Here is a 17,761-nt window from a genome sequence, read left to right as displayed (position 1 = left end):
CCGACGGATCAGCCCCGCCGTTCCACGCCCCGCGTCAATTCGGTCAGCGCGTGATCGGCCAGCACGCTGCCGGCGTTGCCACTCGCCATGATCGCACGCTCGGCATGGCGGACGCGGGTCAGCGCGGTGCCAAGCATCGCGGGAGTCCAGCGACGCAGAGCCTGCGCGGTGGCGGCTTCCTCCTTGAAGAAGATCCGGTGGCGCTTGAAGACCGTGTCCTGCGTCGCGCCGGCGTCGATCTCCGCCTTCATCTCGGCGAGCGTCATCAGCCGGCGGGCGAGCAGGCGGAGCCAGGGGATGGGAGAGGTGCCCGCCTCGCTCAGACGGCCCAGTTCCGCGCCCAGCATGGCCGTACGGCCGGTTACGACGGCTTCGACCACCTGACCCATCTCCGCCTCGCCGAGATCCGCGCCGATCGCGTCGAGCGCGGCATCGTCGAGGTCGTGCGGGCGATCGGGGGCGGCGTCGAGGAACAACGCCAGCTTCTCGATCTCGCGCGCCAGCACGGCGCGATCGCCGCCACAGGTCGCGGCGAGCCGCGCGGCGGCGGTGTTGGTCGGGCGCAAGCCCTGGTCGCGCGCCATCGCCGCCGCCAGCCGTTCGAGATCGGCTGCGCTCGGCTCATAGGCGGCGAACGCCATGGCGCGGCGGGAGTCGATCGCCAGCTTGACGATCTTGGCGGTCGACTTGACCGTCGGGGCAAGCGCAACCACCGGGTTGCCGGCATGCTCCGCCTCGAGCAACGCGGTGAAGGCCTCAAGGCATTCCTCGCCAGCCGGGGAGACGCGGATGTGCCGCGCCCCGCCGAACAGCGACATCGACGCGGCCTCATCGGCGAGCCGTGCCGGATCGGATCGCAGCGTCGCTCCGTCGAGGTCGACGCGTTCCGCCTCCGGCCCCATGGCCTTGGCGAGCAAGCCGGCGAGTTCGGCGGTGGCCGAGCCATCCGGCCCATGCAGCAGGTACAGGCGAATGTCGGGCGAGGGGCGTTCCAGCGCGGACCGGATGTCGCGCGCGTTGGCCTTCATCGCGCCGGGCGGCCGCGGGCGTAGATGGCGACGCGCGCGACGATCTGGTCGGCGACGATCCCGGCCAGCCGTTCGAGCGCGGTATTCTCCGCCGCGATCGTCGCATATTCCGACTGGACGACGTCGATGCCGGCATCCGACCCGGCGGTGTCGTCGAGCAGCACGCTGCCGTCGGCGAGGTTCACCAGCTGGAACCGCGCGCGCAACGTCCGGCGCTCGCGGGTGACGCTGTCGTCGCGACGGACGCCGAAGCCGGCGATCTTGTCGTCCAGCCGCACGTCGAGCCGGTATTGCGGCGTGCCGTCCGGGGCGAGCCGGTCGCGGAGCGCGTTGCTCATCAGCCAGCCCGATTTGCCGTCGATCGGCGCGACCTCGACATGCGCGAGCGTACCGGCGACTGCGCCGCCCGACCCGCCGCTGTAGAGCGGACGCAGGCCGCAGCCGGAGGCGAGCAGCGCGAGCGGTGCGAGGAGCAGCAGGCGCTTCATGCGACGATGTTCACGAGACGTCCGGGCACGACGATCACCTTCTTCGGGGTTTGGCCGTCGAGCAGGCGGACGATCTTGTCGGAGGCGAGCGCCGCCGCCTCGATCGCATCGCGCGCCATGTCCTTGGGCAGGGTGAGCGTATCGCGCAGCTTGCCGTTGACCTGCACCGCGATCGTCACCTCGTCCTCGACGAGCAGCTTCGGATCGACCTCGGGCCAGGACGCATCGGCGATCAGGCCGTCGAAGCCTCTGGCGGCCCACGCTTCCTCCGCGACATGCGGCACCATCGGCGCGACCAGCAGCATCAGCGTGTAGATCGCGTTGCTGCGCGACGGGCTCGGCGCTGCCCGCTCGATCGCGGTGCACAGCTCGTACAGCTTGGCGACGGCCTTGTTGAAGGCGAGCGCCTCGATATCCTGTTCGATGCCGAGGATGGTCTGGTGCAGCTTGCGGTCGAGCGCGACATCGCCGCCCTCACCGGGGGCCGCGTCATCGCCGTCGAACAGCCGCCACAGCCGCTGGATGAAACGCCACGCGCCCTCGATGCCCGATTCGCTCCATGGCAGGTCGCGTTCGGGCGGCGAGTCGGACAGCATGAACCAGCGCGTCGCATCGGCACCGTAACGATCGACGATCGGCTCGGGATCGACGGTGTTCTTCTTCGACTTCGACATCTTCTCGACGCGGCCGACGGTGACGGGGTTGCCGGTGCCCTTCTCGAAACGGGCGCCTTCGCCGATCTCGATATCGTCGGGCGACAGCCAGCGGCCGTCCGCGGACTTATACGTCTCGTGCGTCACCATGCCCTGCGTGAACAGGCCGGTGAACGGCTCGGCGATGTCGAGCTGGCCGATATGGCGCAACGCCCGCGTCCAGAAGCGCGCGTAGAGCAGGTGGAGGATCGCATGCTCGACCCCGCCGATATACTGGCCGACCGGCAGCCAGCTTTCGGCGATTGCGCGATCGAACGGCCTGTCCTTGGGCTGGCTGGCGAAGCGGATGAAATACCAGGAGGAATCGGCGAAGGTGTCGAGCGTGTCGGTCTCGCGCACCGCGGGCTTGCCGCACGCCGGGCAGTCGACATGCTTCCAGGTGGGATGACGGTCGAGCGGGTTGCCGGGCACCGCGAAGGAGACATCCTCCGGCAGCACGACGGGCAATTGGTCCTTGGGGACCGGCTGCACGCCGCACGCCTCGCAATGGATGATCGGGATCGGCGTGCCCCAATAACGCTGACGGCTGACGCCCCAATCGCGCAGGCGATAGACGGTCGAGCCCTTGCCCCAGCCGCCCGCTTCGGCGCGGCGGATGACCTCGCGCTTGGCATCCTCGACGTCCATGCCGTCGAGGAAGTGCGAATTCACCAGGGCGCCGGGGCCGGTATAGGCCTCGTCGCCGGTGAATACCGGGTCGGTCGTCTCACCGTCGGAGACGACGCGCTGCACGGGAAGGTCGTATTTGCGCGCGAAATCGAGGTCGCGCTGGTCGTGCGCCGGCACGCCCATCACGGCGCCGGTGCCATAATCCATCAGCACGAAATTGGCGATGAAGATCGGCAACCGGCGGGTTGCGTCGAAGGGATGGGCCGCGGTGAGGCCGGTGTCGAAGCCGAGCTTTTCCTGCGTCTCCAGCTCGGCGGCGGTCGTGCCGCCCTGCTTGCAGCGCTCGATGAACGCGGCAACGTCGGGCCGCTCGGCCAGCGCCTGCGCGATCGGGTGATCCGCTGCGACCGCAACGAAGCTCGCCCCGAAGATCGTATCCGGCCGCGTCGAGAACACCTCGACCGTGCCACCGTCCGACACCGTGAAGCCGAAGGTCAGGCCCTGGCTCTTGCCGATCCAGTTTTCCTGCATCAGCTTGACCTTGTCGGGCCAGTGTTCGAGCTTGCCGAGCCCCTCGATCAGTTCGTCGGCGAAGTCGGTGATCTTGAGGAACCACTGGCTGAGCTTGCGCTTCTCGACCAGCGCGCCCGAGCGCCAGCCGCGGCCGTCGATCACCTGTTCATTGGCGAGCACGGTCATGTCGACCGGATCCCAGTTGACCGCCGATTCCTTGCGATAGACCAGGCCGGCGGCGAACATGTCGAGGAACAGCGCCTGTTCGTGGCCGTAATAGTCGGGCTCGCAGGTCGCGAGTTCCCGCGACCAGTCGAGCGCGAAGCCGAGCCGCTTGAGCTGCGCCTTCATCGTCGCGATGTTCTCGCGCGTCCAGCTGCCGGGATGGACCTGCTTTTCCATCGCCGCATTCTCGGCGGGCATGCCGAACGCGTCCCAGCCCATCGGGTGGAGCACCTCATAGCCGCGCATGCGACGGAAGCGCGCGAGCACGTCGCCCATCGTGTAGTTGCGCACATGGCCCATGTGGATGCGCCCCGAGGGATAGGGGAACATCTCGAGCACGTAGCTCTGCGGCTTGCCGCTGTTGTCGCGGGCGGCAAAGGTCTGGCGGTCGTCCCAGACCTTCTGCCAGGTCGAGTCCGCTTGCAGCGCGTTGAAACGCGTAACCATGGTCTGGATTAGCCCGCGATGGACGCGCGGCGCAGATCGCGGGCCCGGGTGAGGATGACGTCTTCGAGCTTCTGCGTCGTCGCGGCGGCGACCGGGGCGGAAACCCACTGGCCGTTGCGGTTGACCTCGCGCAGCGCCGCGACGCGGACCGCGTCGGCGCGCAGATCCTGGTCGAGGATCGACACGGTGACCTTCATCCGCTCAGTCGGCACCTGCGGGTTGACGTACCAGTCGGTGACGATGACGCCGCCGTTGGAATCGGTCTGCAGCAGCGGCATGAACGACAGGGTATCGAGGCTTGCGCGCCACAGATAGGCGTTGACGCCGATCGTCGTCACCTTCGAGGCGGCAAGATCGGTCTTGGCGACGGCGTTGCCACCGCGGCCGCCGCAGGCGGCGAGCGGCAGCGCAATGGCGGCGACCATGAGGGCGGTGCGCAACGAGCGGATCATGGGCGTAACTGTCCTGCGATAAAAAGGGCGCGTTTCGCTCTATAGATGCAGTGGGGGGGCCGCAAGCGACGCGTCGTGGCGCTGGGGGCCCACAATATGTGTGGCAAATGCAACAGTCGGCCGAAATGATGCACGGGACAATGAAGGTTCCATATTGGTGTGGGCCTGAATCGTGTTAGGCGCGTTGCAGCGGGAGTCGAGGGGACTGCTAGTGTTTGCGAAGCGTGCCATAGGGCGTGCGATGACTGGAGTGATGACGGCGACGCTCTGCGTTACCGCTATCATGGTCGCGCCTGCCTTCGGTGCCAGCGAGCGCCCCGCTCCGGCCAAGCGCGCGATCGCGTCGCGCTTCGCTGGATCGTTCACCCCGGCGGCCGCCGATCCGCGGCTTGCCGCAGCGATCGCGCGCGGCGGTCTCGACGAATCGGATTTCCGCTTCACGCCCGCCGAGGCGCAGCAGGACAAGCGCGCGGTGACCGTCGCGGTCCGCGCCCGTTCGAGCCGCACCGCCTTCGCCGATGTCGGTCGCACCGGTGCGGTGACGCCGCCGACCGTCGGCATCCAGCCGATCGCCTACAACCTGGGCGTGTCGGTGGGCTGGAAGCGTTTCGCGGTGTCGGGTGCGATCAACCGCATCGATCTGGGGCCGATCCCGGGCAGCCGCGAATCGACCGATGTGGCGGTCAGCTATCGCGCGGGTCGCGCGAGCAGCCGCCTGGTCGCCGTCGCCGACCGGCCGCTGGAGAACACGCCCAAGCTGACGCAGGAACTGCCGAGCTATTCGGTCGACGTCAGCAGCTCCTATTCGCTGACCCGCAACCTCGATGTGACCGCGGGCATGCGCTATCGGTCGGACCGCGAGCGGCTGGCGCGGCTGGACGACGACCGGCGCGACAGCCAGTCGGTCTATGTCGGGACGGCATTCCGCTTCTAACCTGAAGCGGCAGCCGGTCTGATAGGTCGGCATTTGCGGCGTTGGTGACATTCTGCTGACACTCGAGACCTGCTCCTGCGCAGGCAGTCGCTTGAACGGTTGCTCCGCGTCAGCGACGCTGGCGTCCCTGCGCCACCGCGACGGGATCAGCCGGACACCAATCCGTCGATCGCCGCCCAGCCGTCGAAGCCGTATCGCCGCAGCCGGAGCCAGCGCGCCGCGGTCATCCCACCCAGCGCGATCCGCCGGCCGCCGGCATTCCGCGTGATCTCCAGCGCCCGCCGAGCGCCCAACGGCGGCGCACCCGGATGCGACCGCGTCGCGTAGAGCGGCGACACGAACAGCCACTCCGCCCCGGCGCGTGCCGCCGCGACCGCCTCTCGTCGGTCATGCACCGCATGGGTCGTCGCACGTCGCCCGCCGTGGCCTGATACGCCCGGCAACCCGCCCGCCGCGCTGATCCGCAGGCGACGCGCCTGCGCCAGCCGCCGCACGCGCAGGAACAGCCGGTGGCGCTCGCCGCGCGACAGTCGGTAATGGCGGAACACCACGCCCGCGCCCGGCGGCAGCGCCCGCAACGTCGGCAGCAGCGCGTCGCCGATCCGCTCGTCGGTCATCAGCCAGGCGTGACGGCGCGGATCGATATTGCGGTTCAGATTGGCCACCGCGCCGCTATAGGGCAAGCATGACTGCCGCCACCAGCCCGCTCGACCGCGTCACCGCCGGAATCGCGCATGCCGCGCGCCTCGCCGGCCGCGAACCCGCCGACGTGACCTTAATCGCCGTCTCCAAGACGCACGACGCCGAGACGATCCGGCCGCTGCTCGACGCCGGTCACCGCGTGTTCGGCGAGAATCGCGTGCAGGAGGCGGCGGCGAAATGGCCGGCGCTGCGCGATGCCTATCCGGGTGTCGCGCTGCACCTGATCGGCCAGCTCCAGTCGAACAAGGCCGAAGAGGCGGTGGCGCTGTTCGACGTGATCCATGCCGTCGATCGGCCGTCGCTGGTCGAGGCGCTCGGCAAGGCGATGACCAGGACCGGGCGGCGACCGGAGTGCTTCCTCCAGGTCAATATCGGCGCGGAAGAGCAGAAGGGCGGCTGTGCCATCGCCGATCTGCCGGCATTGCTCGATCAGGCGCGGACCGCCGGGCTGCCGGTGGTCGGGCTGATGTGCATCCCCCCCGCCGATGTCGAGCCCGCGCCCTATTTCGCGCTGCTCGCCAAGCTGGCGCGCGAGGTCGGGCTCGATGGGCTCAGCATGGGCATGTCGTCGGACTATGAGACGGCGGTGACGCTCGGCGCGACGCATGTGCGGGTCGGCAGCGCCTTGTTCGGCGCGCGGGGAGAGAAGGCATGAAGGTCAAGGGACTGCTGTTCGACTTCGACGGCGTGCTGATCGAGAGCGAATATGCCGGCAACCGGCAGATCGCCGAATGGCTGAGCGCGGCGGGGCATCCGACCACGCCCGAACAGTCGATGGCCAATTTCATGGGGCTGGCCGGCGCCGACTTCCGCGCCGCGGTCGAGGGCTGGATCGGCGGGCCGCTGCCCGCCAGCTTCACCGAAGCGCGCCAGGCGGAAGATGCGCGCGCGATGGCCGAGGGGATCGATGCGGTCGCCGGTGCGGTGGCGTTCGTACGATCGCTGCCCGCCGACCTGCCGCGTGCGGTGGTCTCGTCGAGCCCGACCGCGTGGATCCGCCGCCACCTCGACCATATCGGCCTGTCGGATGCGTTCGGCGACCATATCTACAGCGGCCGCGAGCATGTCGAAAAGGGCAAGCCAGCGCCAGACCTCTATTGGTACGGGGCCAAGGCGATCGGCGTCGATATCGCGGAGTGCGCGATCCTCGAGGATTCGCCGGTCGGCGCGACCGGGGCGGTGGCGTCGGGCGGCCATGTCATCGGCCTGTGCGCCGGCACGCATTGCGCCCCCGGCCACGATGCGCGGCTGCGTGCGCTCGGGGTGCACGATGTGGCGTCCGATTTCGGCGAGGTGGCGCGGTTGCTCGGGCTGCACGCCCTGGGGCGGTAAGACCCACCGTGCTTCGACAAGCTCAGCACGAACGGTAAGATCGTATCCGCACCCACCCGTTCTGCCTGAGCCCGTCGAAGGCTCTGGCACCCGACGCCGAGCGCGGGTCCCGGAGCAAACGGCGCTGGCCGATCAGAACTTCGGCCCAGCCACCTGCGCCCGGCTCTTCTTGGGCGCATCCTTGAACAGCGCGATCATCGTCGGGTTGCGCGAGTCGCGCAGCGCATAGGCGCGCGCCGACATGCCGGCGAGATTGTCGGTCTGGTCGGGGTCGGCGCCCTTGGCGAGCAGCTTGCGCGCGATCGGCTCGTTGCGCGCGTTGACCGCGAGGATCAGCGGCGTCTGCCCCGAGCTGTTGGCGAGGTTGATATTGGCGTTGTAGGTGAGCAGCAGGTCGATCAGATCCTCGCGCCCCGCCTGCGCCGCCAGCATCAGCGGCGTATTGCCCTTGGCGTCGCGGATATTGGGGTCGGCCTTATGCTGCAGCAGATACTGCATGTAGAGGCTGCCCGAATGGCCGACGAGGATATGCAGCGCGCCCTTGCCGGTGGTCACCGCCTTGGTGTTGATGATCGTGCTGCCCGGCGTCTCGATCATCGTCGTGACCTCCTTGCCGTCCTCCTTCTCGATCGCCGAGAGGAACTTGTAGCTCTCCGACTGTTGCTGCGCCGCGACGGGCGCGGCGGCGGCGGCGAGGGCGAGCGCGAGGAGAAGGCGCGAACGGTTCATGGCGGGATCCTGACGAGGAAAGCTTGCGGCTCTGCCGGTAACAGATCAGAGCTGGCGAGGTCATGAACATTCTGCGTTCCGCCCCGCTCGCCGCCGTCGCGCTGGTCGCCTGTCACGCCGCGCCGCAGGAGGCGCCGCCGCTCGCCGGGGCGAGGATCGGCGGGCCGTTCACGATGGTCGATCAGGACGGGCGCACCGTTGGCGACCGCGACTTCGCCGGCCGGTACCGGATCATGTATTTCGGCTACACCTTCTGCCCCGACGTCTGCCCGACCGATGCGGCGGCGATCGGCAAGGCGGTCGCCGAGCTCGACCGCGACGATCCCGATCTCGCCCGCCGCATCGTGCCGATCTTCGTCACCGTCGATCCCGCGCGCGACACGCCCAGGGTGCTCAAGGGCTTCACCGCCGCCTTCCATCCGCGCATGGTTGGGCTTACCGGCACGCCGGCGCAGATCGCCGCGGTATCGAAGGCGTTCGGCGTGTTCGCCGGCAAGGGCGCGACGCAGCCCGGCGGCGGCTATCTGGTGAACCACAGCCGCACCACCTATCTGATGGACCCGGACGGCAAGCCGCTTGCGCTGCTGCCGACCGAGCAGGGGCCGCATGCCGTGGCCGCCGAGATCAAGCGCTGGGCCAAATGAGCAAATTCTGGGAGCTGCCGATCGAGCAGCTCGACCGCGGCCAATGGGAGGCCCTGTGCGACGGCTGCGGCAAATGCTGCATCCACAAGCTGGAGGACGAGGAGACGGGCGAGATCGTGCCGACCAACGTCGCCTGCCGCCTGCTCGACCGGCGCAGCGGCTTCTGTTCGGACTATAAGCATCGCCACGCCTATGTCCCCGAATGCGTGCGGCTGACCGCGGGCAACGTCCGCAATATCGACTGGCTGCCGTCGACCTGCGCCTATCGCCTGCGCGCCGCGGGCGAGCCGCTGCGCGAATGGCATTATCTGATCAGCGGCGACCGCGAGTCGGTCCATGCCGCCGGCATCTCGGTGCGCGGCTGGACGGTGAGCGAGGACGATGTCGGCGATATGGAGAACCATATCGTCGAACGCGAGCTGTGAGCGAACCGTTCGAGGTCGTGCGGCATCCGACCGCGCGGCGCATCCGCCTGTCGCTCGATCCGGCGAGCGGGCGGGCGCGGCTGGTTCTGCCCAAGCGTGCGGCGCTGAAACCGGCGCTCGCCTGGGCGCAGGGCAAGGCCGACTGGATCGCCGAACAGCGCGCGCGCCTGCCGCAGCCGCGCCCGTTCGAACCCGGCATGGTGCTCACCGTGGCCGACCAGGTGCTGACGATCGCCTGGGAGCCGGGCAGCCGCCGCCGCGTCGAACTGGCCGGCGATACGCTGTCGCTGTCGGGGCCGCTGGACACGCTGCCGCGCCGTGTGGAGACGTGGCTCAAGCGGCAGGCGCTCGACCTGCTCACCCGCGAGACGGCGGACTATGCCGCCAAGGCCGGTGTCACCGTCACCCGCGTCGCGATCGGCGACGCCCGCGGCCGTTGGGGCAGTTGCGCGCACGACGGCGCGATCCGCTACAGCTGGCGGTTGATCCTCGCGCCCGGCTGGGTGCGCCGGGCCACGGTGGCGCATGAGGTGGCGCATCGGGTCCATATGAACCATGCGCCGGTGTTCCACGCGCTGGTCGAGCGCCTGTACGGGGAGGATCCCACGCCCGCCCGCGCCTGGCTGCGTGAGCATGGCGCCGCGCTTCACTGGGTCGGGCGGTCGTCCTGAAGCGGGCGTTGCAGCGGCTGGCGACCCGCCGGGCCGCCGTCGCGGCGATCGTCGCGCGATAACGGCTGGCGCTGCGGCGCGGCGGGCCGATCGTCGCGCGGTTGCGGTGCGTCGCGCCCCGTGACGCGGTCGATCAGATCGTCGAGCTGCTGCGGCGCGCTCTCCTGCGTCCCGCGCGGACTGTCGTCGTCCTGCGGCAGCGGCTGCTCCTCGCGCGGCGCCGTCGGCAGCGGGTTGCCATTCTCGTCGACCATCGCGCCGCCATTGTCCGGCTGGCCAAAATAGGTCTCTTCGTCGGGCTCCAGCTGCCATTCGGGCAGCGTCACCTGCGTCTCGAACTGTTCGATCGGCCGATTGGCAGTGGCCGGCTTCATGAAGGCGGCGAAGGCACGCGCCGGTGCGGTGCCGCCGTGCAGGCCGGCGATCGGCCGTGCATCGTCGCGGCCCATCCACACGCCGGTGGTGAGGCCGCTGGAGAAGCCGAGGAACCAGCCGTCCTTCGATGAGCTGGTCGTGCCGGTCTTGCCCGCGACCGGACGGCCGATCTGCGCGGCGCGGCCGGTGCCGGTGTTGACCGCGGTCTGCAACAGGTCGGTCATCTCCGCCGCGACATAGGGGGCGACCAGCACATGGCTGCGATCGACCTCGTGCGTGTAGATCGTCTGGCCGTTGGCGGTGACGCGGGTGATGCCATAGGGGGTCACCGCAACGCCCTTGGCGGCGACGCTGGCGAAGGCGCGGGTCATGTCGATCAGCCGCACGTCGGACGTGCCGAGCACCATCGAGGGATGGGTGTTGATCGGCGTGGTGATGCCGAAGCGGCGCGCCATGTCGGCGATCGTGGTGAAGCCGACCTCCTGACCCAGCTTCGCCGCGACGGTGTTGAGCGAGAAGGCGAAGGCGGTGCGCAGCGTCACCGGCCCGGAATTGCGGCGCGAATCGTTGCGCGGGCTCCAGCCGTTGATCGTCACGGGTTCGTCGACGACGGTATCCTCGGGCTTGTGCCCCGCCTCGAGCGCGGCGAGATAGACGAACAGCTTGAACGCCGAACCCGGCTGGCGCTGCGCCTGCGTCGCGCGATTGTAGATCGACGACACGTAATCCTTGCCACCGACCATCGCCTTCACCGCACCATCGCGGTCGAGGCTGACCAGCGCGCCCTGCGCACCGTCGGGGGCGTTGGCGCGGATCGCGGCATCCGCCTCGCGCTGCATGCCGAGGTCGAGCGTCGTCCATACGTCGAGCGGCGCCTGCGTCTCGTCGATCAGCGTGTCGAGCTGCGGCAGCGCCCAGTCGGTGAAGTAGCGCGCGCTGTTCTGCTTGGGTTCGGGGGCGAGGCGCAGCGCATGCGGATCGGCCTCGCTCGCCTGTTCGCGGGTGATCGCGCCGGCGCGGACCATCGCGTCGAGCACCACGCCGGCGCGGCCGACCGCGGCCTGGGCGTCGGCGGTCGGCGAGTAATTGGATGGCGCCTTGACCAGCCCGGCGATCACCGCCGCCTCGGCAAGGTTGAGCGTGTTGGCACCATGGCCGAAGAATTTGCGCGCCGCCGCGTCGATGCCATAGGCGCCGCCGCCGTAATAGACCTTGTTGAGGTACAGCTCGAGCACCTGCTCCTTGCTGAACTTGCGCTCCAGTGCGAGCGCCAGGATCGCCTCGCGGAACTTGCGGCCGAACTTCTTCTGGTTGTTGAGGAAGACGTTTCGCGCGAGCTGCTGGGTGATCGTCGAGCCGCCCTGGATCCAGCGGCCACGCTCGTAGCGGATCAGCACCGAACGGGCGATGCCGAGCGGATCGACGCCGGGATGGCTGTAGAAGCGGCGATCCTCGACCGCGATCGTTGCCTCGCGCATCACCCGCGGGATGCTCTCGTAGGACAGCCATTCGCCGTAGCTCGGCCCCATCGACACGATGACGCTGCCGTCGGCGGCATGGACACGGATCATCTGGCCGTTGGGCGAGGATTTCAGCTCCTCGAAGCTCGGCAGCTGCGAGCGCGCGACATAGACCGCGATCGCCAGCGCGCCGAAGGCAAGGACGACGAGCGCCACCGCGATCTGGGCGGACAGGACGAGCCGCCGACGCCATGGCGAGCGGCGGGCAGGAGCGGAGCGGGGGGTACGCGCACGGGCCATGAAGACTTGCGCGATTACCGGTTAACCGCGGTGCCGACAAGCGCCACCGGGCGATGATTCGCGAACGCGCGGGGGTGAGCCGTGGAGAGCCAGTGAGTCCCGTCGGTTACCCGCTACGCCAATTTCGCCTCTTCAGGGCAGGGCCATCGCATAGGAAAGAAAACGCGCGGCTGTCGCTTCCGTTGGGAAAACCGATCAAGCCGCGCGCATCGTCATGCCATAGCCCCGCCCTGCGGGGACGAGAGCGTCACGCCGCCTTGCGGGCGCGAAACTCCAAGGCGATCGAGTTCATGCAATAGCGCAGGCCCGTCGGCGGCGGGCCGTCGGGGAACACATGCCCCAGATGGCTGTCGCAGCGCGCGCAGCGTGTCTCGGTCCGAGTCATGCCGTGGCTGGTGTCGCTGTGATCGGACACGCAATCGGGGCCGATCGGCTGGGTGAAGCTCGGCCAGCCCGAGCCGCTGTCATATTTGTCGGCGCTGTCGAACAACGCCTGGTGGCAGGCGGCGCAATGATACAGGCCGTCCGCCTTGTTGTCGGTGAGCGCGCCGGCATAGGCGCGTTCGGTGCCTGCCTCGCGCAGGACGTGATATTGCGCCGGGGTCAGGCGCTTACGCCATTCGGCTTCCGAAAGGTTCAGGTGATCCATGCGATCCAATCTCGTAGCGGTGGGGCGTGGCGTCAACCATCATGGGGTCATTCTGGTCGCATGCGCCACGGCCTGAATCAGTCCCGGCGGCAACCAGCGCAGCGCGCCGCCCGACCAGCGGCTCTCGGCGAGCCGGCGGACCATTCCGGCGACCGCCATCGGCCGCGCCAGCCGGCGGGCGAAGCCGCGCTGCCATGCTGCCGCCGCCGCCGGTCCGCCGCGCAGATAGGCCTCGGCAGCGGCGACCCCGCTGGCGAGCGCGATGCCCATGCCCTCGCCGGCAAGGCTGGGGATCACGCCCGCCTGGTCGCCGAGGCGGAACAGGCCCGCGGTGCCGCTGCGCTGGCGCCAGCCATAGGGGACGTTGGCGATCGCATCGATCAGTTGACCGGGCGCGAGTCGCGCCAGCCGCTCGCCGAGTCGCGGCAGCTCATCGCCCAGCTGCACGAGCAGCGCCGCGGGGCTGCCCGCCGCCTGGAGCCGCGACCGGTGCACCGCCATGCAGACGTTGGCGCTGCCATCTTCCTGCAAGGCGATGCCGGCATAGCCGCGATCGAACAGGTGCAGCTCGATCCGGCCGGCGAGCGCGCGGGTCAGCGCCGGATCGGCGGCGAGGCGGACGCGGATGCCCAGCGTCGGGTCCTGCCCGCGCGCCGCGGCCGGGCGCGCCAGACCGCGCAGGTCGTGCTTGCCGGTGGCGAGAAACAGCGCCTCGGCGGTGATGTCCGCGCCGTCCGCGACATGCGCGATGCACCCGTCGATGGCGCGGATGGTGACGCCGGTCTCGACCGCCGCACCGGCGCGCAGCGCGGCCTCGCGCAGCACCGTGTCGAGCCGCCGCCGCGATACGCCGATCGCCGGCCGCGGCAGCGCCGCCTCGCGACACCGGTCGCCGGCGAAGAGCGTCACCCGCGTCAGCCGGTCGCGGTTCAGCGTATCGGGATCGACGCCCAGCGCCGCGATCCGGTCGATCGTCCGCCAGCTGACGAAGCCGCCGCACAGCGCATCCGCCGCGGCATGGCGCTCGACGAGCAGCGCGCGCGTGCCGCCGCGGGCAAGGCGGATCGCCGCCGCCGCGCCCGCCGGGCCGCCGCCGACGATCAGCGCAGCCGTTCGACGCATAACCGGAAGGGGAAGGCGCGGAACACGCGCGCATCGGCGACACCCGCCGCATCGAGCAGCGGCGGCCATTCGCCCGGCCGATAGGAGCGCGCGATCGACAGCGTGCCGTCATGGCGGACGATCGGGTGCCAGCGCGCCAGCGCGGCGAGCAGCGGAAACCCGGCATGCGCGAAGCGATGGCGATGAAGGTCGTTGACCAGCCAGCCACGCCGCGCCTCGGCCTCCATGAAGCGCAGGAAGCCGACGAGCTGGTCGCGCGTCATGTGATGCGCGACGAGGCTGGAGATGACGACGTCCCAGCCTTCGCCGGCACACTCGGCGTAATCGCCGGTGCGCCAGGCGATCGGCAGGCCGGCGGGCGTATGCGCGCGCGCCGCGGCCTCGCTGCGTGGATTGAGATCGACGCCGACCAGCTCGGCGACGATGCCGCGCTTGCCCGCCCAGCGCGCGATGCGACGCAGCATGTCGCCGTCGCCGAAGCCGACGTCGAGCAGCTTCAGCGTGCTGGCGCCAGACAATGCACGATCAAGGAAGGCGAGCGTCGGTCGCGCCGCCAGCGTCACCGTGTTGACCCGCGCCAGATCGGCGACGACCGCGGCATAGGTCTCTGCCGGCAGGTCGTCCGCGTCCATCAGCTCCTCGGCCTGCGCGCGGACGGCGAGGCTCATGCCACCGACCGCAGCGCCAGCCCCTCGGCGGCGAGACCGGGGCCGAAGGCGAGCGCGACCCCCTCCGCCTGCGCCGGCGGCGCCGCGAGCAGCCGCGCGAGCACGAACATCAGCGTCGCCGACGACATGTTGCCAAAATCTGCGAGCACGCCGCGCGAGGCTGCCAGCGCCGGTTCGGGCAGGGCGAGCGCGGTCTGCACCGCGTCGAGGATCGAGCGGCCGCCGGCATGGACCGCCCAGAACAGCGCGGCGGGCGGCGCGTCGCCGGTCACCGTCGCGACGAACGCCGCCTCGCCGAGCGCCTCGCCGATCCGCCCCGGCACCGCGCCGTCGAGGTGCATCGCAAAGCCGGTGTCGGTGATCGTCCAGCGGATCAGCTCGGCGCTGTCGCCCAGCGTCGCGGCGAAGGGCCGCCCGAGCTCGATGCCGTGCGGATCGGCGCTGACGATCCCGGCGGCGGCGCCATCGCCGAATTGCAGCATCGCGAGCAGCGGCTCGATCGCGGTCTCGTCCTGCAGATGCAGCGACGACAGCTCCACCGTCACCACCAGCACCCGCGCCTCGGGCTGCGAGCGGACGATATGGCGCGCGGTGCGCAATGCGACGATCGCCGCGTAACAGCCCATGAAGCCGATCAGCAGCCGCTCGACCGAGGGCGCAAGGCCCAAACGCCGCGCGATGATCTGGTCGATCCCCGGCGCGACGAAGCCGGTACAGCTCGCCACGACGAGATGGGTGATGCCGGGCGGCGGCGCCGCGTCGCCGGTCAGCGCGGCGATCGCGGCGAGCGCCAGCGCCGGCGCCTCCCCGGCATAGAGCGCCATGCGCGCGGCAGTGCCGGGCATGGCGGCGCCATAGAAGCCGCCGGCATCGACCGCGCTGCCGCCGTCCACCCCGGGCAGCACCGACCAGCGATGCGTGATCCCCGCGCGCGCCGCCATTCGCGCGAACAGCGGGCGGGCGCGGGGCTCGACCCGTGCGCCGGCCCAGTCGATGAAGGCATGATGGATGTCATGGGGCGGCACGGCGGTGCCGACGGCGTTGAGGTAAGCGGCCACCGAATTCCTTTACACCCGCGCCCGGCGTCGGGACAGCAGCAACGCACGGTTCCGCGACAAGGATGCAGCGGCGCAGAACGGCGCCGCGCCTGCCGCAAACCGCAATACCTCGCGGCGACATCAGTCATCTCCCGTAAATAGTTGTGTTTTTTTGTTCACGAATGTTAGGCAGACGATCCGCCAACGATCGTTCGGGGAACGCGACGTGCCACATGAGTCCATCGCCGGACTGGTCAAGGACCTGACGACGCAGCTCTCCGCGATCGCGGTCGAGTTCGGGACGCGTGCCGATCGCCTGGCCGACGCGACGAGCGCCGCCGCCAGCGAGGCGCAGGCCGGCACCGCGACGCTGGACCCGCGCGAGCTGGCCAAGCAGCTGCTGGCGCAGCGTCGGGCGCGGTTCGACCATTTCCCCGCCGAACTGTTCCACGAGCCGGCCTGGGACATGCTGCTCGCGCTGTTCGTGGCGCATGAGGAGCGTCGGACGATGAACGTCAAGACGCTGGTCGGCAGTGCGCACGCGCCGGTGACGACCTCGCAACGCTGGATCGATCATCTCCACAAGCTCAAGCTGATCGACCGGGTGATCGACCCGGTCGACCGGCGGAGGATGGAAATTTCACTGAGCGACGGCGGCTATGCCGCGATCACCGCCTATCTGCGGCGGATGGGCGCGGGGTAAGAGACAAGTGCGTATTTGCTGACGAGACGTTTCAAAACCGCAGAATGGCCTTACAACGCCTAAGCGTTTCTCCATTGGTAGATGCCTTTACGCCTTATTCGCGTTGCTCTGCTTCTTCGGCGTCATCGGGAATGTTCAGGTAAAAGTCATCGGGTATATCGCGTACGGCCTGCTGAAAATGTTCCGGATATTCAGGAGCTATGTCCCGGAACGCCTTTGACAGTTCCGACAGGAACGAAGGGTCTATTTCATGCAGATCGTGCGAGATATGTTCGAATATCTCGACTATACGATCTTCCAGGTCGGGGTGGTCGCCTAACGGGTCGATATTCAAGATGACGTTTGCGATAAGGCGCGCTATTTGATGTGAAATCATGATTTTACGCTCCTAACTTTGATGTTGTGAACGTCGGCTTTCTTTAGCAGCTTTAAGGCCAAACTTTTCTGACGGGCATTTGGAAAATCCCACAAACCGATAAGCTTATGTTCCCGCAGGGCTTGCGATTGCCGCAGGACTTGGGCCACTGAGCGCGGTTTCGACGTGACGCCGAACGTCCGATCGACTGGCCAATCCGCTTGGAAGCCATCGAATTTCACCAGTCGTTGCTTGCCGACCGGCATTGTTCTTGGCGGCGCTGGTGCGTATCCAGGCCGCGCATTGGGCGCTGCATCGTTGTAGTCTTTGGCCGGGCCCGCTTTAAGATTCTCTTTGACCCATTTGTATTTGACGGGAGCACAATCAGGCCGCAGCCGCTGCGGCAATCTGGCTTGCCGGAGAGCCGATATCTTACTTGCCGCCATCCCGGTGACGCGGCCAATCGCAACACCGGCAGTAACGCTACCGGTGACATAGCCAATCTCGTGGGGGTTGGTATGCCTGATGCGATTTGCGGCACGAGCTAGTTGAATGCTGGCTGGCGTATCTTCGGCGGCAATGGCGCGATCTATTAGGCCGGCCAGAGCGAAATTATTATTTTGAGTGGCGGATACTGGATTTTTAACGAAAGCGAGAGCTGCCTTTGCCGAACCTTTTGCCGTGTCATAGGCGCCGTCGCTAACGCCGCTGGCAAAATCGAATTCTGCTTTAGCGACAGTATGTAGCGCCTTCGCGGCCGACCGTTGACCCGCAACAATATCGGTTATCGGATTGGACGGCTGGTTGCGTGATCGCGAGGGGGTGTTCCGTCTTGTTGAGTGTCGAGACGTGTCCGTCCGCACCCCGTGGTACGAGCCATCGCCCGGTCCGTAACCAACCGACATACGCCCGCCGTTTCGCCTCGATCGACACATCCATATCGCCGCTCCGTTCCGCTGCGACGGGAACAGATCAGCAACATTTTCCAACGAGACAAGAGAAAACCCGCAACCCCATGGGGCGCGGGCCATATCTCTGTCTGCTAAAGAGTGGTGCGGCCGAGAAGACTCGAACTTCCACGGGCTTTCGCCCACAACGACCTCAACGTTGCGCGTCTACCAATTCCGCCACGGCCGCACGTGAAGAACACCGGGCTGAGCCGGCATCTGGCAGGCGCAGG

Annotated in this window: 20 protein-coding genes and 1 tRNA gene; 7 read left to right on the top strand and 14 right to left on the bottom strand. The window is 68.5% G+C overall.

What is annotated here, in order from left to right; all coding sequences use genetic code 11:
* Positions 1-8: 8 nt before the first annotated feature.
* Genes holA through HD841_RS00980 form a run of 4 tightly spaced genes read right to left on the bottom strand, consistent with a single transcriptional unit; the run spans position 9 to position 4,475 of the window.
* Complete coding sequence (gene holA, locus HD841_RS00995; protein WP_179507032.1) at positions 9-1,028, bottom strand: DNA polymerase III subunit delta; 1,020 nt, start codon at positions 1,026-1,028, stop codon at positions 9-11.
* A complete protein-coding gene (gene lptE, locus HD841_RS00990) occupies positions 1,025-1,516 on the bottom strand; it encodes an LPS assembly lipoprotein LptE (RefSeq protein WP_179507031.1) in 492 nt (163 codons plus the stop codon). The genes holA and lptE overlap by 4 nt, the downstream gene beginning before the upstream one ends.
* Positions 1,513-4,023, bottom strand: coding sequence for a leucine--tRNA ligase (gene leuS / locus HD841_RS00985; RefSeq protein WP_179507030.1), 2,511 nt, complete (start codon positions 4,021-4,023; stop codon positions 1,513-1,515). The genes lptE and leuS overlap by 4 nt, the downstream gene beginning before the upstream one ends.
* An 8-nt stretch (positions 4,024-4,031) precedes the next feature.
* Positions 4,032-4,475, bottom strand: a complete 444-nt coding sequence (locus tag HD841_RS00980) for a DUF3576 domain-containing protein (RefSeq protein WP_179507029.1) — start codon at positions 4,473-4,475, stop codon at positions 4,032-4,034.
* 253 nt (positions 4,476-4,728) lie between these two features.
* Here HD841_RS00980 and HD841_RS00975 point away from each other — a divergent pair, with 253 nt between their 5' ends.
* Positions 4,729-5,409 (top strand): hypothetical protein, encoded by a 681-nt coding sequence (locus tag HD841_RS00975; RefSeq protein ID WP_257015168.1) that lies wholly within the window; start codon positions 4,729-4,731, stop codon positions 5,407-5,409.
* 146 nt (positions 5,410-5,555) lie between these two features.
* Here HD841_RS00975 and HD841_RS00970 read toward each other — a convergent pair whose 3' ends face one another.
* Positions 5,556-6,074 (bottom strand): thiamine phosphate synthase, encoded by a 519-nt coding sequence (locus tag HD841_RS00970; RefSeq protein ID WP_373562908.1) that lies wholly within the window; start codon positions 6,072-6,074, stop codon positions 5,556-5,558.
* Between the two features lie 20 nt (positions 6,075-6,094).
* Between HD841_RS00970 and HD841_RS00965 the strand changes: the two genes are divergently transcribed.
* Both HD841_RS00965 and HD841_RS00960 read left to right on the top strand, forming a co-directional pair.
* Positions 6,095-6,766: a YggS family pyridoxal phosphate-dependent enzyme gene (locus tag HD841_RS00965; protein WP_179507027.1), complete on the top strand. Its 672-nt coding sequence runs from the start codon at positions 6,095-6,097 to the stop codon at positions 6,764-6,766.
* Positions 6,763-7,443 (top strand): HAD family hydrolase, encoded by a 681-nt coding sequence (locus HD841_RS00960; protein ID WP_179507026.1) that lies wholly within the window; start codon positions 6,763-6,765, stop codon positions 7,441-7,443. The genes HD841_RS00965 and HD841_RS00960 overlap by 4 nt, the downstream gene beginning before the upstream one ends.
* A 132-nt stretch (positions 7,444-7,575) precedes the next feature.
* On the opposite strand, the gene HD841_RS00955 is transcribed toward HD841_RS00960, so the two are convergent.
* Positions 7,576-8,172: an ankyrin repeat domain-containing protein gene (locus HD841_RS00955; protein WP_179507025.1), complete on the bottom strand. Its 597-nt coding sequence runs from the start codon at positions 8,170-8,172 to the stop codon at positions 7,576-7,578.
* Positions 8,173-8,234: 62 nt separating this feature from the next.
* On the opposite strand from HD841_RS00955, the gene HD841_RS00950 reads away from it, so the two are divergent.
* The 3 genes from HD841_RS00950 to HD841_RS00940 are packed head-to-tail and all read left to right on the top strand — an operon-like array spanning position 8,235 to position 9,912.
* A complete protein-coding gene (locus HD841_RS00950; RefSeq protein WP_179507024.1) occupies positions 8,235-8,816 on the top strand; it encodes an SCO family protein in 582 nt (193 codons plus the stop codon).
* A complete protein-coding gene (locus HD841_RS00945; RefSeq protein WP_179507023.1) occupies positions 8,813-9,241 on the top strand; it encodes a YcgN family cysteine cluster protein in 429 nt (142 codons plus the stop codon). Before HD841_RS00950 ends, HD841_RS00945 begins: the two co-directional genes overlap by 4 nt.
* A complete protein-coding gene (locus HD841_RS00940) occupies positions 9,238-9,912 on the top strand; it encodes a M48 family metallopeptidase (protein ID WP_179507022.1) in 675 nt (224 codons plus the stop codon). The genes HD841_RS00945 and HD841_RS00940 overlap by 4 nt, the downstream gene beginning before the upstream one ends.
* Here the strand turns inward: HD841_RS00940 and HD841_RS00935 are convergent.
* From HD841_RS00935 to HD841_RS00915, 5 genes are all read right to left on the bottom strand, one after another.
* Positions 9,888-12,047 carry a transglycosylase domain-containing protein gene (locus HD841_RS00935; RefSeq protein ID WP_179507021.1) on the bottom strand — a complete coding sequence of 720 codons (2,160 nt, stop codon included), beginning with the start codon at positions 12,045-12,047 and terminating at the stop codon, positions 9,888-9,890. The genes HD841_RS00940 and HD841_RS00935 overlap by 25 nt on opposite strands.
* Before the next feature lie 247 nt (positions 12,048-12,294).
* Entirely contained in the window at positions 12,295-12,696 is a 402-nt protein-coding gene (gene msrB / locus HD841_RS00930) for a peptide-methionine (R)-S-oxide reductase MsrB (RefSeq protein WP_179507020.1), read from the bottom strand.
* A 39-nt stretch (positions 12,697-12,735) separates the two neighbouring features.
* The gene (locus HD841_RS00925; RefSeq protein ID WP_179507019.1) at positions 12,736-13,818 is read right to left on the bottom strand and encodes an NAD(P)/FAD-dependent oxidoreductase; all 1,083 of its coding nucleotides are present in this window, start codon (positions 13,816-13,818) and stop codon (positions 12,736-12,738) included.
* The gene (locus HD841_RS00920; protein WP_179507018.1) at positions 13,797-14,486 is read right to left on the bottom strand and encodes a methyltransferase domain-containing protein; all 690 of its coding nucleotides are present in this window, start codon (positions 14,484-14,486) and stop codon (positions 13,797-13,799) included. The genes HD841_RS00925 and HD841_RS00920 overlap by 22 nt, the downstream gene beginning before the upstream one ends.
* A complete protein-coding gene (locus HD841_RS00915) occupies positions 14,483-15,544 on the bottom strand; it encodes a type III polyketide synthase (protein ID WP_373562907.1) in 1,062 nt (353 codons plus the stop codon). The genes HD841_RS00920 and HD841_RS00915 overlap by 4 nt, the downstream gene beginning before the upstream one ends.
* A 205-nt stretch (positions 15,545-15,749) precedes the next feature.
* On the opposite strand from HD841_RS00915, the gene HD841_RS00910 reads away from it, so the two are divergent.
* Positions 15,750-16,226: a hypothetical protein gene (locus HD841_RS00910; RefSeq protein WP_179507017.1), complete on the top strand. Its 477-nt coding sequence runs from the start codon at positions 15,750-15,752 to the stop codon at positions 16,224-16,226.
* A 94-nt stretch (positions 16,227-16,320) separates the two neighbouring features.
* Here HD841_RS00910 and HD841_RS00905 read toward each other — a convergent pair whose 3' ends face one another.
* The 3 genes from HD841_RS00905 to HD841_RS00895 all read right to left on the bottom strand — a co-directional run bounded on the left by HD841_RS00905 (position 16,321) and on the right by HD841_RS00895 (position 17,718).
* Positions 16,321-16,602: a hypothetical protein gene (locus HD841_RS00905; protein ID WP_179507016.1), complete on the bottom strand. Its 282-nt coding sequence runs from the start codon at positions 16,600-16,602 to the stop codon at positions 16,321-16,323.
* Positions 16,599-17,486, bottom strand: a complete 888-nt coding sequence (locus HD841_RS00900; RefSeq protein WP_179507015.1) for a hypothetical protein — start codon at positions 17,484-17,486, stop codon at positions 16,599-16,601. Before HD841_RS00900 ends, HD841_RS00905 begins: the two co-directional genes overlap by 4 nt.
* A 145-nt stretch (positions 17,487-17,631) precedes the next feature.
* Positions 17,632-17,718, bottom strand: a tRNA-Leu gene (locus tag HD841_RS00895).
* Positions 17,719-17,761 lie beyond the last annotated feature (43 nt).

Origin of the sequence: Sphingomonas melonis (assembly GCF_013409985.1) — a bacterium.
GTDB lineage: Bacteria > Pseudomonadota > Alphaproteobacteria > Sphingomonadales > Sphingomonadaceae > Sphingomonas > Sphingomonas melonis_A.
This window is presented reverse-complemented; position numbering and strand designations above follow the sequence as displayed.

Bases quoted from the DNA above. Each gene is read 5' to 3' on its own strand.
- HD841_RS00980 (WP_179507029.1), bottom strand. From the start codon at position 4,475: ATGATCCGCTCGTTGCGCACCGCCCTCATGGTCGCCGCCATTGCGCTG.
- HD841_RS00960 (WP_179507026.1), top strand. From the start codon at position 6,763: ATGAAGGTCAAGGGACTGCTGTTCGACTTCGACGGCGTGCTGATCGAG.
- HD841_RS00965 (WP_179507027.1), top strand. From the start codon at position 6,095: ATGACTGCCGCCACCAGCCCGCTCGACCGCGTCACCGCCGGAATCGCG.
- HD841_RS00920 (WP_179507018.1), bottom strand. From the start codon at position 14,486: ATGAGCCTCGCCGTCCGCGCGCAGGCCGAGGAGCTGATGGACGCGGAC.
- HD841_RS00925 (WP_179507019.1), bottom strand. From the start codon at position 13,818: ATGCGTCGAACGGCTGCGCTGATCGTCGGCGGCGGCCCGGCGGGCGCG.
- msrB (WP_179507020.1), bottom strand. From the start codon at position 12,696: ATGGATCACCTGAACCTTTCGGAAGCCGAATGGCGTAAGCGCCTGACC.
- HD841_RS00945 (WP_179507023.1), top strand. From the start codon at position 8,813: ATGAGCAAATTCTGGGAGCTGCCGATCGAGCAGCTCGACCGCGGCCAA.
- HD841_RS00935 (WP_179507021.1), bottom strand. From the start codon at position 12,047: ATGGCCCGTGCGCGTACCCCCCGCTCCGCTCCTGCCCGCCGCTCGCCA.
- lptE (WP_179507031.1), bottom strand. From the start codon at position 1,516: ATGAAGCGCCTGCTGCTCCTCGCACCGCTCGCGCTGCTCGCCTCCGGC.
- holA (WP_179507032.1), bottom strand. From the start codon at position 1,028: ATGAAGGCCAACGCGCGCGACATCCGGTCCGCGCTGGAACGCCCCTCG.
- HD841_RS00955 (WP_179507025.1), bottom strand. From the start codon at position 8,172: ATGAACCGTTCGCGCCTTCTCCTCGCGCTCGCCCTCGCCGCCGCCGCC.
- HD841_RS00975 (WP_257015168.1), top strand. From the start codon at position 4,729: ATGACGGCGACGCTCTGCGTTACCGCTATCATGGTCGCGCCTGCCTTC.
- leuS (WP_179507030.1), bottom strand. From the start codon at position 4,023: ATGGTTACGCGTTTCAACGCGCTGCAAGCGGACTCGACCTGGCAGAAG.
- HD841_RS00905 (WP_179507016.1), bottom strand. From the start codon at position 16,602: ATGATTTCACATCAAATAGCGCGCCTTATCGCAAACGTCATCTTGAAT.
- HD841_RS00900 (WP_179507015.1), bottom strand. From the start codon at position 17,486: ATGTCGGTTGGTTACGGACCGGGCGATGGCTCGTACCACGGGGTGCGG.
- HD841_RS00950 (WP_179507024.1), top strand. From the start codon at position 8,235: ATGAACATTCTGCGTTCCGCCCCGCTCGCCGCCGTCGCGCTGGTCGCC.